At 67.6% G+C, this 13,057-nt stretch carries 13 protein-coding genes; 6 read left to right on the forward strand and 7 right to left on the reverse strand.

Translation table 11 applies throughout. The features are described 5' to 3' along the window. Positions 1-485: 485 nt before the first annotated feature. Together V6V89_RS12770 and V6V89_RS12775 are read right to left on the reverse strand one after the other, a co-directional pair. Positions 486-1,214: a GAF and ANTAR domain-containing protein gene (locus tag V6V89_RS12770; RefSeq protein WP_334619276.1), complete on the reverse strand. Its 729-nt coding sequence runs from the start codon at positions 1,212-1,214 to the stop codon at positions 486-488. A 107-nt stretch (positions 1,215-1,321) separates the two neighbouring features. Then, positions 1,322-2,044 carry an ANTAR domain-containing protein gene (locus V6V89_RS12775; RefSeq protein WP_334619277.1) on the reverse strand — a complete coding sequence of 241 codons (723 nt, stop codon included), beginning with the start codon at positions 2,042-2,044 and terminating at the stop codon, positions 1,322-1,324. A 449-nt stretch (positions 2,045-2,493) separates the two neighbouring features. Here V6V89_RS12775 and V6V89_RS12780 point away from each other — a divergent pair, with 449 nt between their 5' ends. After that, a complete protein-coding gene (locus V6V89_RS12780; protein ID WP_334619278.1) occupies positions 2,494-3,399 on the forward strand; it encodes a SigB/SigF/SigG family RNA polymerase sigma factor in 906 nt (301 codons plus the stop codon). A 158-nt stretch (positions 3,400-3,557) separates the two neighbouring features. Here V6V89_RS12780 and V6V89_RS12785 read toward each other — a convergent pair whose 3' ends face one another. Genes V6V89_RS12785 through groL form a run of 3 tightly spaced genes read right to left on the reverse strand, consistent with a single transcriptional unit; the run spans position 3,558 to position 5,559 of the window. Further along, complete coding sequence (locus tag V6V89_RS12785) at positions 3,558-3,683, reverse strand: hypothetical protein (RefSeq protein WP_334619279.1); 126 nt, start codon at positions 3,681-3,683, stop codon at positions 3,558-3,560. A 31-nt stretch (positions 3,684-3,714) separates the two neighbouring features. Continuing rightward, entirely contained in the window at positions 3,715-3,930 is a 216-nt protein-coding gene (locus V6V89_RS12790) for a hypothetical protein (protein ID WP_334619280.1), read from the reverse strand. Positions 3,931-3,987: 57 nt separating this feature from the next. Further along, complete coding sequence (gene groL, locus V6V89_RS12795) at positions 3,988-5,559, reverse strand: chaperonin GroEL (RefSeq protein ID WP_334619281.1); 1,572 nt, start codon at positions 5,557-5,559, stop codon at positions 3,988-3,990. A gap of 389 nt (positions 5,560-5,948) precedes the next feature. Here groL and V6V89_RS12800 point away from each other — a divergent pair, with 389 nt between their 5' ends. Next, positions 5,949-6,929 (forward strand): hypothetical protein, encoded by a 981-nt coding sequence (locus tag V6V89_RS12800; protein ID WP_334619282.1) that lies wholly within the window; start codon positions 5,949-5,951, stop codon positions 6,927-6,929. Between the two features lie 167 nt (positions 6,930-7,096). Continuing rightward, positions 7,097-7,429 (forward strand): DUF3887 domain-containing protein, encoded by a 333-nt coding sequence (locus V6V89_RS12805; RefSeq protein ID WP_334619283.1) that lies wholly within the window; start codon positions 7,097-7,099, stop codon positions 7,427-7,429. A 153-nt stretch (positions 7,430-7,582) separates the two neighbouring features. Here the strand turns inward: V6V89_RS12805 and V6V89_RS12810 are convergent, their stop codons facing one another. After that, positions 7,583-8,248, reverse strand: a complete 666-nt coding sequence (locus V6V89_RS12810) for a hypothetical protein (protein ID WP_334619284.1) — start codon at positions 8,246-8,248, stop codon at positions 7,583-7,585. Positions 8,249-8,504: 256 nt separating this feature from the next. On the opposite strand from V6V89_RS12810, the gene V6V89_RS12815 reads away from it, so the two are divergent. Continuing rightward, a complete protein-coding gene (locus V6V89_RS12815) occupies positions 8,505-10,928 on the forward strand; it encodes a M14 family metallopeptidase (RefSeq protein WP_334619285.1) in 2,424 nt (807 codons plus the stop codon). Positions 10,929-11,001: 73 nt separating this feature from the next. Here the strand turns inward: V6V89_RS12815 and V6V89_RS12820 are convergent, their stop codons facing one another. Then, positions 11,002-11,982 (reverse strand): helix-turn-helix transcriptional regulator, encoded by a 981-nt coding sequence (locus V6V89_RS12820; protein ID WP_334619286.1) that lies wholly within the window; start codon positions 11,980-11,982, stop codon positions 11,002-11,004. A gap of 112 nt (positions 11,983-12,094) precedes the next feature. Here V6V89_RS12820 and V6V89_RS12825 point away from each other — a divergent pair, with 112 nt between their 5' ends. Both V6V89_RS12825 and V6V89_RS12830 read left to right on the forward strand, forming a co-directional pair. Next, positions 12,095-12,496 (forward strand): RidA family protein, encoded by a 402-nt coding sequence (locus V6V89_RS12825; protein WP_334619287.1) that lies wholly within the window; start codon positions 12,095-12,097, stop codon positions 12,494-12,496. 67 nt (positions 12,497-12,563) lie between these two features. Continuing rightward, a complete protein-coding gene (locus V6V89_RS12830; RefSeq protein WP_334619288.1) occupies positions 12,564-13,049 on the forward strand; it encodes a DUF488 domain-containing protein in 486 nt (161 codons plus the stop codon). Positions 13,050-13,057: the final 8 nt, after the last annotated feature.

Below are 13,057 nucleotides of genomic sequence, written 5' to 3' on the forward strand. Positions count from 1 at the left end.
GCGAGCCCTCACCGGACGGCTATCGACCAGGCGGCAATCGGTGGCCCGCGTGAAACTCACGGACAGGTGTGGCAGGGCACGGCGGGGTGTACTGTCCACCCTGTCACCCCAGTCCCCGGTGGCGGAATCCAGCGCGCAGCACGGATTCGTCCGCCATCAAGAGGGGTCGACATGGCTGGCACCACGGCTTCGCCCGTCGTCGTCCGATGGCTGTCCCGGACACGGCGATGTCGTGATCAGCACGGCCACTCGGTAGCGCGTACCGTCCTGCTTTCGTTGACCGCCGTGCGGCGCTTGGAACCGCCGGCTGTGCGGGATGCGGAGGGTGCCTGGTGGCAGCCAAGGTCGACCGTTCGTCGCCGCAGCTAAAACGAGACTTTCCAGGGTGGGGGAGGGGCCCCGGGCGGATATCCGCCCGGGGCCCTCCACAACCGGTCCCACGGGAGACGTTAGCGACCTAGCCGTGCCTATCTGGTCGAGCGCTGTCAGCCGGGTGGTCTGGCGGCCGGCGCCGGTAGGATCTGTTCGGTTCCGTCGACGACGGCCTGGGCGAGGTCGGACAGGCGCCGGTTGTGGCTACGGGCGTTGTCGCGCAGCAGCTTGAACGCCTCAGCCACGTCCAGGTGGAGCCGCTCGGCCAGGACGCCCTTGGCCTGCTCGATGAGGACCCGGCTGCGCAGCGCGGTCTCCAACTGCTCGGTCAGGGCCTCGCGGCGATGGATGGCGCGTTGCTGCAACAGTCCGATCGTGGCCACGTCGGCCAGGGCTTGACCGATACGCAGTTTCCCCTCATCCAGCGGACCCGGGGCGGTGTCGAACAAGTTCAACGCGCCGATGACCTCCGCCCGCAGCCGCATCGGCACCGCGTGCACCGCGGCGAAGCCAACTTCAGCAGCGGCCGCGGTAAACCGCGGCCACCGGCCAGCGGCGGACAGGTCGGCGACCGACACAGGCTGGCCGGTGCGGAAACAATCAACACACGGGCCCTGGTCGGTCTGCAGCTGGAACAGCTCCAGCAGCCGGGTCCGTTCCGAGGAGGCGGCCACCACCTGCAACGCGTCCCGCTGGTCGGTCAACAGCAGCCCAGCCGCCGACACGCCCAGCAGTTGTACGCACCGCTCGGTCAACCCGTGCAGGAAGTCGATCACGTCGAAGTCGTCGACGAGAGTGTCGGCCATCTCGACGAACACGTCGGCTAGCTGGATCTCGGCCATCTCATTCACCCTCGCTACACAGTGGGCCCGCTCGCCTGGACAGTAGACCTGCGCACTCGGCGGCCTTCCGCCGCCCAACGAATGTCACCTGAGCACGCCGCTGACAGTCACCGGCGGCCGCCGTCCGTGTCAGGGGCGAATCGTAGCCGTCGGGCGACGACGTCCCCTGCGACGTCATGCAGCCGCCGGTCGTGGGCGTACGCATAGGCGCGCAGCCGGATCAGCGCAACCGCCGCGCTCACCCCCAACTGCACGGTGATCATCCCGGTTGCCTGGTGCACCTCTGGGTGTGCCAAGGAGATCGGCTCGGGCCGGCGTCCGTCCGCCTGTGGCCGGTCGGGCTGCGCCGCGTCCAGCAGCAGCGCGCAAGCGGTGTCGGCCAACAGCAGCGCGTCAGCGAGCTGATCGCCGTCCAGGCTGCCGGGCTGGCCGCGGTAGAGCTCCAGCACACCGACCCGGACGGCGCCGACGTGCAGCGGCAGCGCGAACACCGCACCCGCCCCGGCCGATACCGCCGCGGGTGCGAACATCGGCCAGCGAGCCAGGCGGTCCGAGCCGGTCAAGTCGACAGCTAGCGCCGGACCGCCGTCGACGGCATCCACCCCCGGACCCTCGCCCAGTGTCAGGCCCAGCTCCGCAAGCTCCGAGGCGACCTCATCGGTCGCGTACACCGTTTCGCGGGCAGTAGCGCCGAGCACCACCGTGACGGCGGCACCGTCCACACCAGCAGCCGCCGTGACGAGGTGGCACACGTGGTCGACCGCGATCGGCCCACCCTGCGCACGTTCCACGAGCAGACACCACAGCCGCATCCGGCGATCGGCGTTCATCGCACCGTCCCACCCGGACACCACGCCATCGAACGTCGTTGCATGAGGGCGCCTCCGATACCAAGCGGTTCGTGAGGCCGCGACGGGCAGGTGACGTAAGACAAGGACCGGGTCGAACGCGACTGGCTCCTCGGGCGGTTTCTCACCACCCAGCCTACGCCCGACGCGCCCGAATCCGCGCAACCGCCGCAGCACGTACCTTCCATGCTGGCCAACGCAGCCGAACCCCAGCCGCCGCGAAGGCCGCCCCTGGTGCCTATGGAGCATCGGCGTAGAGTGATCCGCAGGATCCGCCCTTCACCACAACCTATGCGCGAGTCAGCGTTCACGCTGGCGCGCCCACGCCGCCCGGACCCCGCGGTCACAATCCAGCGACTTCGCGGCACCTCCAACACTGGGCTCCGTCCGCCGGCACTCCGCGGCGACTTCCCGGTAGGGCGATGATCACCATGACCATTCTCGTCGAACCAGCCCTGATCACTGCGACGCTCACCCATCCCGCCGAACCGACGACGCCGGCCGCCAGCCCTCACCGGCTCCTCACCACGACCCTCCACACTGTTCCCACAACACGCCGCTGGCAACCGGGCGACGCGCCCGCCAGCACCGAGCAACTGCTACGCCTGCGCGACGACCTGCCGGCTGAACATCCCGACCGAGCCCGACTCCGCTCCCGGGCCATCGAGGAGAACCTGTCGCTGGCCAGCCGGCTGGCCCGCCGATACGCCGGTCGCGGTGAACTCCTCGACGACCTCGCCCAGGTCGCCGCCCTCGCCCTCATCACCGCAGTCGACCGCTACGACCCCAGCCGCCAAGTCCCCTTCGCTGCCTACGCCGTCCCGACCATCCTCGGCGCCCTCAAACGGCACTTCCGCGACACCGCCTGGGCTATGCGCGTTCCGCGCGCGGCCCAGGATCTGACCCGCGAGATCGCCACCGCCACCGGCGAGCTCAGCCAACAGCACGGCCGCCACCCGACCGCCGCCGAACTCGCGGACCACCTGCACGTCGGCATCGACGAGCTGCGTGCCGCGCTTGGCGCCTCGCAGGTCTACAACCTGGTATCGCTGAACATGCCGCACACCGCGGGAACCGGCATCGACCGCATCGACCTGCTCGGCGGGATCGACCCGCACTACGCCGGCGTCGACGACACCCTGACACTGCAGCTGCTCATGGCAGCACTTCCCATGCGGGAACAACGCATCCTCAGCCTGCGATTCTTCGACCACATGACCCAGACCCAGATCGCCATCGAGGTCGGCCTGTCCCAGATGCACGTCTCCCGACTACTGAAACAGACCCTTACCCGGCTCCGGGCCGCAATGATCGCCAACAGCGCCACCGCGCGGTAGGCATGAACAAAAGGTGCACGTCAGCGACAGCCGGCACGCGGTAACACCGGTGAGCTGACCGCCAACGCACGCACGACAGTCCCCGGACGCGCCGCCGAGGCCGAAACCGCCACCGGTTGAACTACAGTGTTCGTTCAACCGGTGGCGGTTTCGTCGGTTCAGTGGCCGGTCGGTGGGATCACTGATGCCGGCTTCGCATGCTTGGCTTTCTTAACGGCGCGTTTCTCCTTCAGGCTGCTTGCCTGCTTTTTTCGATCTTCCTTGTGTGCGGACTTGTTGGCCATGAGTGCCTCCTCGTGTTTCGGGTCACGCCGGTCAGCTCAGTGTGGAGTCGACCACGCCGCGGTCGGGCCGGGCATCGGATGTCAAGGTGTCGACGTTGATGCCGAGGGTTTGCAGCAGTGAGGCGTTGCTCGCTGTGTCGATGAGCGCGGGTAGCTCCTTCTCGACCCAGTCGGCCCTGCCGTGAAGGTCCCGAGATCGTAGCGTCGCCACCACCACGGTCTTCTCTACGCATGTCGCTGTAGCCATGGTGAATTCCCTTCGCCCTCACGGGCTAAATCCACTGCGGACAGATGTGTCTGACCGTCAGGGCTTGTCGGCGATGAGTACTTCGGTCGTCAGGAACAGTGCGGCGATCGAGGCGGCGTTCTGCAGCGCGGAGCGGGTGACCTTGGCCGGTTCGACGATGCCCGCTTTGATCATGTCGACGTACTCGCCTGTGGCGGCGTCCAGGCCGTGACCCACCGGGAGTGAGTTGACCTTGTCGGCGACGACGCCGCCTTCGAGGCCGGCGTTGACGGCGATCTGCCGCAGTGGCGCGGTGAGCGCGACCCGCACGATGTTCGCGCCGGTGGCCTCGTCGCCGGTCAGGTCGAGCTTGTCGAAGGCGCTGGCCGCGGCGTTAGCTAGTGCCACTCCGCCACCGGGTAGCAAACCCTCTTCGATGGCGGCCTTGGCGTTGCGTACGGCGTCTTCGATGCGGTGCTTGCGCTCCTTGAGCTCGACCTCGGTGGCCGCGCCGACCTTGATCACCGCGACACCGCCGGCGAGCTTGGCCAGCCGCTCCTGGAGCTTCTCGCGGTCGTAGTCGGAGTCGCTGTTGTCGATCTCGGCGCGGAGTTGGGTCGCCCGGCCGGCGATCTGCTCGGCATCGCCGCCGCCATCCACGATGGTGGTCTCGTCCTTGGTGACCACGATCCTGCGGGCCCGGCCCAGCAGGTCCAGCCCTACGTTGTCTACGGTGATCCCGACCGTGTCGCTGACGACCTGGCCGCCGGTGAGGATGGCGAGGTCGGCGAGCATGGCCTTGCGGCGCTCACCGAACCCGGGCGCCTTGACCGCCACCGATTTGACGGTGCCCCGCATCTTGTTGACGACCAGGGCCGCGAGGGCGTCACCTTCGACGTCCTCGGCGATGATCATCAGTGGTTTGCCCGCCTGAATGACCTTCTCCAGGATGGGCAGCAGGTCGTTCAGGTTCGAGATCCTGTTCTCGACGATCAGCAGGTACGGGTCGTCGAGAACGGCCTCCATCCGCTCCGTGTCGGTGACGAAGTACGGCGAGATGTAGCCCTTGTCGAAGCGCATGCCCTCGGTCAGTTCGAGTTCGAGGCCGAAGGTGTTGCTCTCCTCGACGGTGATGACGCCTTCCTCACCGACCTTGTCCATCGCCTCGGCGACGACCTCGCCGACCATCGGATCGGCGGCGGAGATCGACGCGGTGGCGGCGATCTGCTCCCTGGTCTCGACCTCGCGGGCCTGGTGGCCCAGGGCCTCGGTCACCGCGGTAACGGCCTGCTCGATGCCGCGTCTGAGTGCGATCGGGTTCGCCCCGGCGGCGACATTGCGCAAACCTTCGTGGACCAGTGCCTGCGCCAGGACGGTCGCTGTCGTAGTGCCGTCCCCAGCCACGTCGTCGGTCTTCTTCGCTACCTCTTTGACCAGTTCGGCGCCGAGCTTCTCGTACGGGTCGTCGAGCTCAATCTCCTTGGCGATGCTGACACCGTCGTTGGTGATCGTGGGCCCGCCCCACTTGGCACCGAGCACGACGTTGCGGCCCTTCGGGCCTAATGTCACCTTCACCGTGTCAGCGAGGACGTTCATGCCCCGCTCCAGGCCGCGACGGGCCTCTTCACCGAAAACGATCAGCTTGGCCATCTGCGTGATCCTCAACATTGTCGTGCCCACGTGCAGCACTGCTCGGGCCGACCTGCGATGACCGCTGCTACGGTCCCCTCCCGGGGTGCCATCTCATTCGGTTGGCACTCACACGGGGTGAGTGCTAATCACAGTGCAGCACCGATTCCTCCGCAGCGCAAGCGACGGCGCAGGCGCTCCCCGCCGCGGGGACGAGTTGGATGTCGACGAGACACCGAGCGTGCCAATGTTTCTCTGTGGCGGCGGTAGCCGTCCGAGGGACGGTGGTGAGCGCGAAGCGGTCGTACGATGCCTCGGGTGCCCGATCCGTATGTCGGGCCTGGTCGACCATCGCGGATGTTCGTGTTGTGGAGGTTCGAGGGCGGGTGCCGTGGACACCGATTCGCACGATGGCCAAGGGGACGCGGCCGGACTTCACGCTCCTTCGGGCGCCGGAGAACGAGTACGTCACGCGGGCGCAGCGGTGGTTCATCGACCAGCTACTTGATCTGGAGCCTGGCACCGAAGACGTAGACAGTGGCGGGTATGCGCACAAGCCGGGCTATCACGACACTGTCGCGCACAACGATGCCCGTTCGGGTCGGGGTAGGGATTACTCCGCTCGGGATCCGGAGGATCGTCGCGGTCCATTTAACCGGACCAGGGCCCGTGATTGGACGTTCCGCGACGCGCAGGCCGGCAACTTCCGTGATCTGGCCAAGTACGGTGACCGGTTGTTGGCCGCCTACCGGCGCAACGATCCGCGGCTGGGCGGCTGGCGTGAGTATCTGGGTCGGGTGTCTGTCGCGGTCAGTGTCTCGGGTGTGGCGACCCGCCGGGTCGGCATCGACTTTCGGCACCGGTACCTGCGGATTCCGGACAGCAGCCATGATTGGCACGGTCACTTCAGCGAGGACACCGAGCAGGTCGAGTCGTTTTGGAACAAGTGGGCGATGCTCACCATCCTGGCCAACTGGAGCACCGAGCAGTGGCGGCAAAGTCTCGAGGAGGAAGACATGACCCCGGCGCAGGCCAAACAGCTCGCCGACCTGCACAGCGCCCTGTTCACCGCCCAGCCGGCGGTGCTGGACGGCAAGAACCTGCACATCGGGTTGACCGATCTGATCTACGCGTTCGTGCTCGGCAAGACCGAAAACACGTGGCTGGCCCGCAAGCTCGCCGAGCAGCGGCTACGCGACGAGGCGATCCTGGCCGCGATAGAGGGCCTGGACACCCAAGCGATCCTTGCCCACATCGACCAGCGCGCCTCCGAGGCATCAACCCGGGACCAGATTCTGCTATCTCTGCTCGAACAACACGCGGCCGGAACCATCGACGCGACCCAGACCATCCAGCAAATCGGTGACCTCCTCACCCCACCCCAGCAGTAACCCCATCGAGTCGACCACACCGAAGCCGTGTGCCCGAACTTCTTCGCTGCTCAGATCATGAGCGCAGGTTGATCGGGCGAATCGGCTGCTTGGCGATCGTCGTTGACACTGTGGATTGTCGAAGGGTGCGCCCTACAGCCTCAACCGTTACGAGAACAGGAGCGCCAATGCCCAAGACAGTGGCTCCCGACGCAGCCGATCACGCGATCGCGTTGTTCGACCAATGGTCCGCCGGGCACTGGGACGAGGTCCGACGCGAGTTCGACCCAACCCTGACCCAGACGCTCAGCGCCGCTGCGATCGCGAACGCCTGGACCCAGGTCGTCGACGTGGTCGGCGCATACGAACACATGGGAGAACCGTCCGTGCGTCAGGAGGACGACTACACGATGGTCGACCTGCCTTTGCACTTCGAGACCGGCCCGATGAAAGGCCGCGTTGCCTACAATCCTCAAGGCCAGGTCGCGGGCCTATATATTTTGGTTCCCGATATCGGCTGACTCGAACAATCACCGCGCAGGACAGTCGTCACACCTGACCGGGCGTCGTTCGTCGGCGGTCGACGGGCAGTTGCCTCCAGGCGAGCCCGTGTGAGGCGGTCGTCGTACTCGCGGCCTGAGGTGTCGCACGGTGGCGTGCTCGGTGAACAGGTCTTACCCTGGGCGGCTTGCCGGCATTGTTTGCGCGGGCCGGGTCCACATCTGGTAGGCCAGCGGCCACAGGGCCACGATGCCGGCAATGCCATGGACGTAAAACTGGACGACGCTCAGCGGCACGAACCGAGCGACGGCCATGACGGCGAGTGCTGCGACAACGAGCCACGTTAGTTGCCTGCTCAGCACCCTGCTCGCAGCGATACCTCTGGCAAATCCCGCGACCCCGATCGCGAAGCTGATGGCTCCGACGATGAGGACGGGCAAGAACCAGCGGATCAGTTGGGTCTGCACCGCTTCCACATTCCCGCCCGTCTTGGCGGCCATGAGCGGCGACATCTCCATGGCGGGCAACATTGCATACAGTGTGCTGCCGAAGGCGACGAACGGGATCCCGAACGCGCTGAACCGTTCCTCGCCCGCCTCCCGCAAATACCTGCGGACCGCGAGCAAGGCAAGGAGCACAAGCCCGGATGCCATAGCGGCTGCCAGATGTGCAAACCCCCAGCGGTTCGGGTGGGCGACGACAGCCGCGGCAACCGCCTCTGCTCGGGGGAAGCCCATGCCGATGTATGGGTGCAAGAGGAGGCTCACCAGCAGCACCACGGGAGCGACCGCGACCGCGATGGCCTCGAGTATTGCCCTTATTGCCCTGCTTTGCGCCATGAACGTAGCCTAGCGCTGCTCTCGGCTCTCCTGACCTAGATCACATCTTCAGCCAGGGAGTTAGCGCCCGAACCTCTCCGAGTCGACCGCCGCGGGCGAGCCCCGCCGGCGGCGTGCGCCGGCCGGCGATTGACAGGTCGAGTCGGGCCATCCACGATGGTCAAACCCCTGCTCGCCGTCCTCAGTCGACGATCCGTCCACTATGGATGGGCGCAGTCACCTCGGGCCCCGTACGCCGCAGACGAAAGGAACCGAGATGTTTTCCTCCTCCCTACCGGGACGGCGGAGAGGTCTCGTCGCGGCCACCGCCGCGACCGCCGCCTTCCTGCTCCTTGCCGCTCCGCCCACCACCGTGACCGCCGCCCCCGACCAGGTTCCCGCCACCCTCGAACGCCTCTCCGACGAGGAGGCCAGTGTCGTGGAGGTGACGGTCGCCGACCGCGGCGAGCTCGACCGGCTCGTCGCGACCGGCGTCGACCTCGACCACCACGTCTCCCACACCGACGCCGGCATCGTGGTCCACGCCGTGGCCACCCCGAACGAGGTCGACGGCCTGAAGGCCCTCGGCTACCGGGTCGGCCGGACCCTCTTCGCCCCGGAGGACAGTGAAACCCGGATCGCCGAGCGCGACGCGACCATCGCCGAGCACAAGACGGAGAACCAGGCATTCGCCGCCAGCCTCGCCCGGAGTGCGACCGTCTCCGACGTCAAGATCATTCGGGCCGACTACTACACGTCCGGCGACAGCCAGGTCCTCTCCGTCGAGGCGAAATGGGCCCAGGGCCAGACCTCGACCAGCACGCTGACGGTGACTCGGGACAGCGGCCCGGGAACCGAGATGGGCTCCGGCGGCACCCAGGCAATCTCCCGGTTCGTCGACGCCGGCGTGTACCTGTACCACCGCGGCGCAGCCACCGTCACCGCTCGGCCCGACAAGATCCAGATCACCAGCCCCACCGGTGACGTCGCAGTCGCCCAGGTCAAGCAGTGGCTGCCGATTCCCGACGAGTCCCCGGAGGGTCCGGGCTACCAGAAGGACTTCGTCACCAGCTACCTCACGCCAACCGAGCTGTACGACCGGATCAAGCGGCTGGCCGCGGAGTACCCGCAGCTCGCCGAGGTCGTCGAGCTGCCGTACAAGACGAACGGTTACCGGCGCAAGGCGCAGGTCGTGCTCGGCTCCGCCACCGCCAACCGGGTGGCGGTCGACTCGCTGGCCTGGGGCCACGAGGGCGGCAACGACATCTCCGTCGAGCTGGCCGACCCGGCCGCCGCAGACCAGCCCCTCACCGCCACACTGACCGGCAAGGCCATCCGGGTTAGCCTGGCGACCGACGCCGCCGGCGCCATCACCAGCACCGCGGCCCAGGTCGCGGCGGTCATCAACGGGGCGGCGGGCAGCCTGGTCAAGGCGTACACGTATCGGGGAAGCGCCGGCGACGGCGTAGTCACGCCGGTCGCGGCGACGCCGTTGACCGACAACCTGAAGGCGCCGGCCAGCATCTCCCGCGACCCCCATCCGGTGTACGCCCTGCGGATCGGCAAGTTCCGCGACGGTTCCCGGACCGGCGTGCTCGCCTACGCGCAGGAACACGCCCGGGAGTGGGTGCCCCCGCTAGTGACGATCGAGACCGCCGAGCGGCTGCTGCGCAACCAGAAACACGATCCCAAGACCCAGGAACTGCTGCGCACGCTCGACATCTGGATCGCCCCGTCGATCAACCCCGACGGCGGGCACTACTCGTTCTACGACTTCAACTCCCAGCGCCGGAACATGACCAACCACTGCGCCGCCGGCGGCGCGACCGACGCGCTGGCCCGCAACTCCTGGGGCGTGGACAACAACCGTAACTACACCGAGTACAGCCTCTTCGACGGGTACTCGGGCGCCTCGACGAGCTGCACCAGCGACACCTTCGCCGGCCCGAGCGAACTCTCCGAGCCGGAAAACAAAAACCTGGACTGGCTGGCGAGCCGGCCCAACATCAAGTTTTCGATGAACCTGCACTCCTCCGGCAACTACTTCATGTGGTCGCCGGGGTCCTACAGCCTGCCGGACCGGATCTCCGCGCCACGCCCCACGCTGGCCGAGGAGTCGTTCTTCTGGGGCGCGTCCTCGCGGATCCTGGCCGAGATCAAGCGGCACCGGAACCTGGCGGTGACCCCGGCGAGGACCGGCCCGATCTCCGACGTGCTCTACTCGGCGGCCGGAAACTCCGGTGACATGCTCTGGTACAAGTACGGCATCTACGCCTGGAACTTCGAAGTCGGTACCTCCTTCCAGCCGGTCTGGGACGAGGCACATCAGCAGACCCTGGAGTACGCCAACGGCCTGGTGGAGCTCATGCGGGTCGCCCGCACATACGACAAGGACAAGAAGCGCCCCACCAGCTCGCTGGCCGTCGCGCCGAGCCCAACCGAGGGCATGGTCGAGGTGAAGTTCGATGTGAGCGAGCCGGCCGCCGTGTTCTACACCCTGGACGGCAGCAAGCCGACGTTCGCGTCGACCCTGTACGCCTCGGCGGGCATCCGGGAGGCCGGCGAGGCGCTCACCGTGCCGTACGGCACGAAGGTCTTCTGGTTCTCGGTGGACGCCGCCGGCAACATCGAGAACGACTACCGGCCCGACACCGACGCCAAGAACTGGAACCGCGCGTTCGCGGTCCTCTCCGATACCTGACCGTGGATCACTCCCGTGGCCGGCCGCGGTCCACTCCGCGCGGCCGGTCACCGGCGGGCAGGTGAATCGCCCTTCAACTCTCAGATGACCCTTCGTAGCGGGTGGCGATCGCGGTGGCGCGGTTGCGCAGGGCGGTGCGCAACCACTGCGGCGCCAGGGCTTCCGCGTTCGTGGCGAGCTGCCACAGCGCCCATTCGGCATGTCTCGGATCTTGGAAGGTCACCTCCAGCCGCAGCCAGCCGTCTGCGTCGGCTTCTTCGGCGCGGACGGCCAGCGCGGTGCCCACCAGGTCTTCCCGCCGCGCCGCGTGCACCCGCGCCAGCACGGTGACCGGGTCGCCGCCGGTGCGAAACTGCGTGCTGCGTTCCTGCCAGGCGCGGTCCAGATCGACCCGGTCTGGTCGCTGTGCGGGTTCGGCGAGTTCTTCGGCGGCCAGTACCCGGGACAGCCGGTAGGTGCGGTCCGCGCCAGACCTCGTGGCCAGCAGGTAGCCCTGCTCGCGTACGGTGACCAGGCCGATCGGGTCCACCGTGCGCCACTTCGGGGTCTGGCCCACAGCCGCGTAGTGAATGCGTAGCCTGTGTCCGGCGAACACCGCGCGCCGAACCTCGGCCACGACGCTGTCGGGAACCTCCTCGGCGACCACGCGGCGCGACAGCAGGTCGGTCTCCGGGTCGATGAGCAGTCGCTGGGCCGCGCCGGCCGCGGTGTCTCGATAGCTTTCCGGCAGCGCGTCGACCACCTTGCGCATGGCCGAAGCGAGCGCCGAGCCGAGACCGAACGCCTGCGCGCCGCGCCGCGATCCGGCGACCAGCAGGGCGAGCGCTTCGTCGTGGTTCAGTCCGATGAGCTCGGTCTGGAAACCGGGCAACAACTCGAAACCGCCGTGCCGGCCGCGTTCGGCGTAGACCGGGACGCCGGCCGCGGACAGCGCCTCGATGTCGCGCAGCACCGTGCGGGTGGACACCTCCAGCTCGCGGGCCAGCGTGGCCGCAGACAGCCGACCTCGCTGGCGCAGCAACAGCACCAGCGAGACCAACCGGTCGGCCCGCATACGAAGATCATGCCAGGAATACACGACACAGGATGTCGTGATTGCCTGCGAGGCTCACCAACACGTGGGTTCGAGTCCTAGCGTGCCCACACTCTCGACAAATGGAGCTGAGATGGCAATGGAGCGAACGGCGGTCAACCCGTGGACGTGGTCGGTGGAACTGGGATACAACCAGGGTGAGATCGTCTCCGGGCACACCCGGACTCTGTACTGCTCCGGACAGACCGCGATGAGCGGCGACGGCAAGCCCCAGCATGACGGTGACATGGCGGCACAGTTGGCGCTGAGCCTCGACAACCTGGAGGCCATTCTCGGCGAGGCCGGCATGTCCCTCGCGAACCTCGTCCGGCTCAACGTCTACACCACCGACGTCGATCTGCTTTTCCAGCACTACGGCGTGCTGGCGTCGAGGTTGGGCGCCGCCAGGGTGGCGCCGGCCACCACGATGCTCGGGGTGACACGGCTGGCGATCCCCACCCTGATGGTCGAGCTTGAGGGGACCGCCGTCGCGTGATGCGACCTCGCCGCTTCCGGTAGGGCTGCCGGCTGATCCGGCACGAGTAGCAGGTGGGTGATTTCCGGTGCTCAGAGTGGTGACAATCGGCGTCTATGGCTTCGACGGCGAGTCCTTCCTGCGACGCCTGCGGCACGCGGACGTCCACCTGCTACTCGACGTACGCCAGCGCCGCGCTGTCCGCGGGCCCGACTACTCCTGGGCGAACTCGGCGCGGCTCCAGCGCGCGCTCGCCGCGGCGGACATCGGCTACCGGCACGTCAAGGAGCTGGCGCCGACGACCGAGCTGCGCCAGCTCCAGTACCGCGAGGACGACCGCCAAGGGGTGGGCAAGCGCAACCGCAGCTCGCTCGCGGCCGAGTACGCCGAGCGCTACACCCGTGAGATCCTCGACCCGTTCGACCTCGGCGCGCTGGTGGCGGAGCTTCCGGACGACTCGACCACCGCCCTTTTCTGCGTCGAGCGTGATCCGGAGGCGTGTCACCGCTCGCTTATAGCCGAGCGCTTGCGCGCCGAGTATGGCCTGCCGGCCACGGACCTGCGCCCCGGTTGAGCCACACA

This window comes from Micromonospora sp. CPCC 206061 (assembly GCF_036906915.1).
Classification (GTDB): domain Bacteria; phylum Actinomycetota; class Actinomycetes; order Mycobacteriales; family Micromonosporaceae; genus Phytohabitans.

Excerpts from the sequence above, each read along its gene's own strand:
- V6V89_RS12770 (WP_334619276.1), bottom strand. The coding sequence starts at position 1,214 with ATGGCCGAGATCCAGCTAGCCGACGTGTTCGTCGAGATGGCCGACACT.
- V6V89_RS12775 (WP_334619277.1), bottom strand. The coding sequence starts at position 2,044 with ATGAACGCCGATCGCCGGATGCGGCTGTGGTGTCTGCTCGTGGAACGT.
- V6V89_RS12780 (WP_334619278.1), top strand. The coding sequence starts at position 2,494 with ATGACCATTCTCGTCGAACCAGCCCTGATCACTGCGACGCTCACCCAT.
- V6V89_RS12785 (WP_334619279.1), bottom strand. The coding sequence starts at position 3,683 with ATGGCCAACAAGTCCGCACACAAGGAAGATCGAAAAAAGCAGGCAAGC.
- V6V89_RS12790 (WP_334619280.1), bottom strand. The coding sequence starts at position 3,930 with ATGGCTACAGCGACATGCGTAGAGAAGACCGTGGTGGTGGCGACGCTA.
- groL (WP_334619281.1), bottom strand. The coding sequence starts at position 5,559 with ATGGCCAAGCTGATCGTTTTCGGTGAAGAGGCCCGTCGCGGCCTGGAG.
- V6V89_RS12800 (WP_334619282.1), top strand. The coding sequence starts at position 5,949 with ATGGCCAAGGGGACGCGGCCGGACTTCACGCTCCTTCGGGCGCCGGAG.
- V6V89_RS12805 (WP_334619283.1), top strand. The coding sequence starts at position 7,097 with ATGCCCAAGACAGTGGCTCCCGACGCAGCCGATCACGCGATCGCGTTG.
- V6V89_RS12810 (WP_334619284.1), bottom strand. The coding sequence starts at position 8,248 with ATGGCGCAAAGCAGGGCAATAAGGGCAATACTCGAGGCCATCGCGGTC.
- V6V89_RS12815 (WP_334619285.1), top strand. The coding sequence starts at position 8,505 with ATGTTTTCCTCCTCCCTACCGGGACGGCGGAGAGGTCTCGTCGCGGCC.
- V6V89_RS12820 (WP_334619286.1), bottom strand. The coding sequence starts at position 11,982 with ATGCGGGCCGACCGGTTGGTCTCGCTGGTGCTGTTGCTGCGCCAGCGA.
- V6V89_RS12825 (WP_334619287.1), top strand. The coding sequence starts at position 12,095 with ATGGCAATGGAGCGAACGGCGGTCAACCCGTGGACGTGGTCGGTGGAA.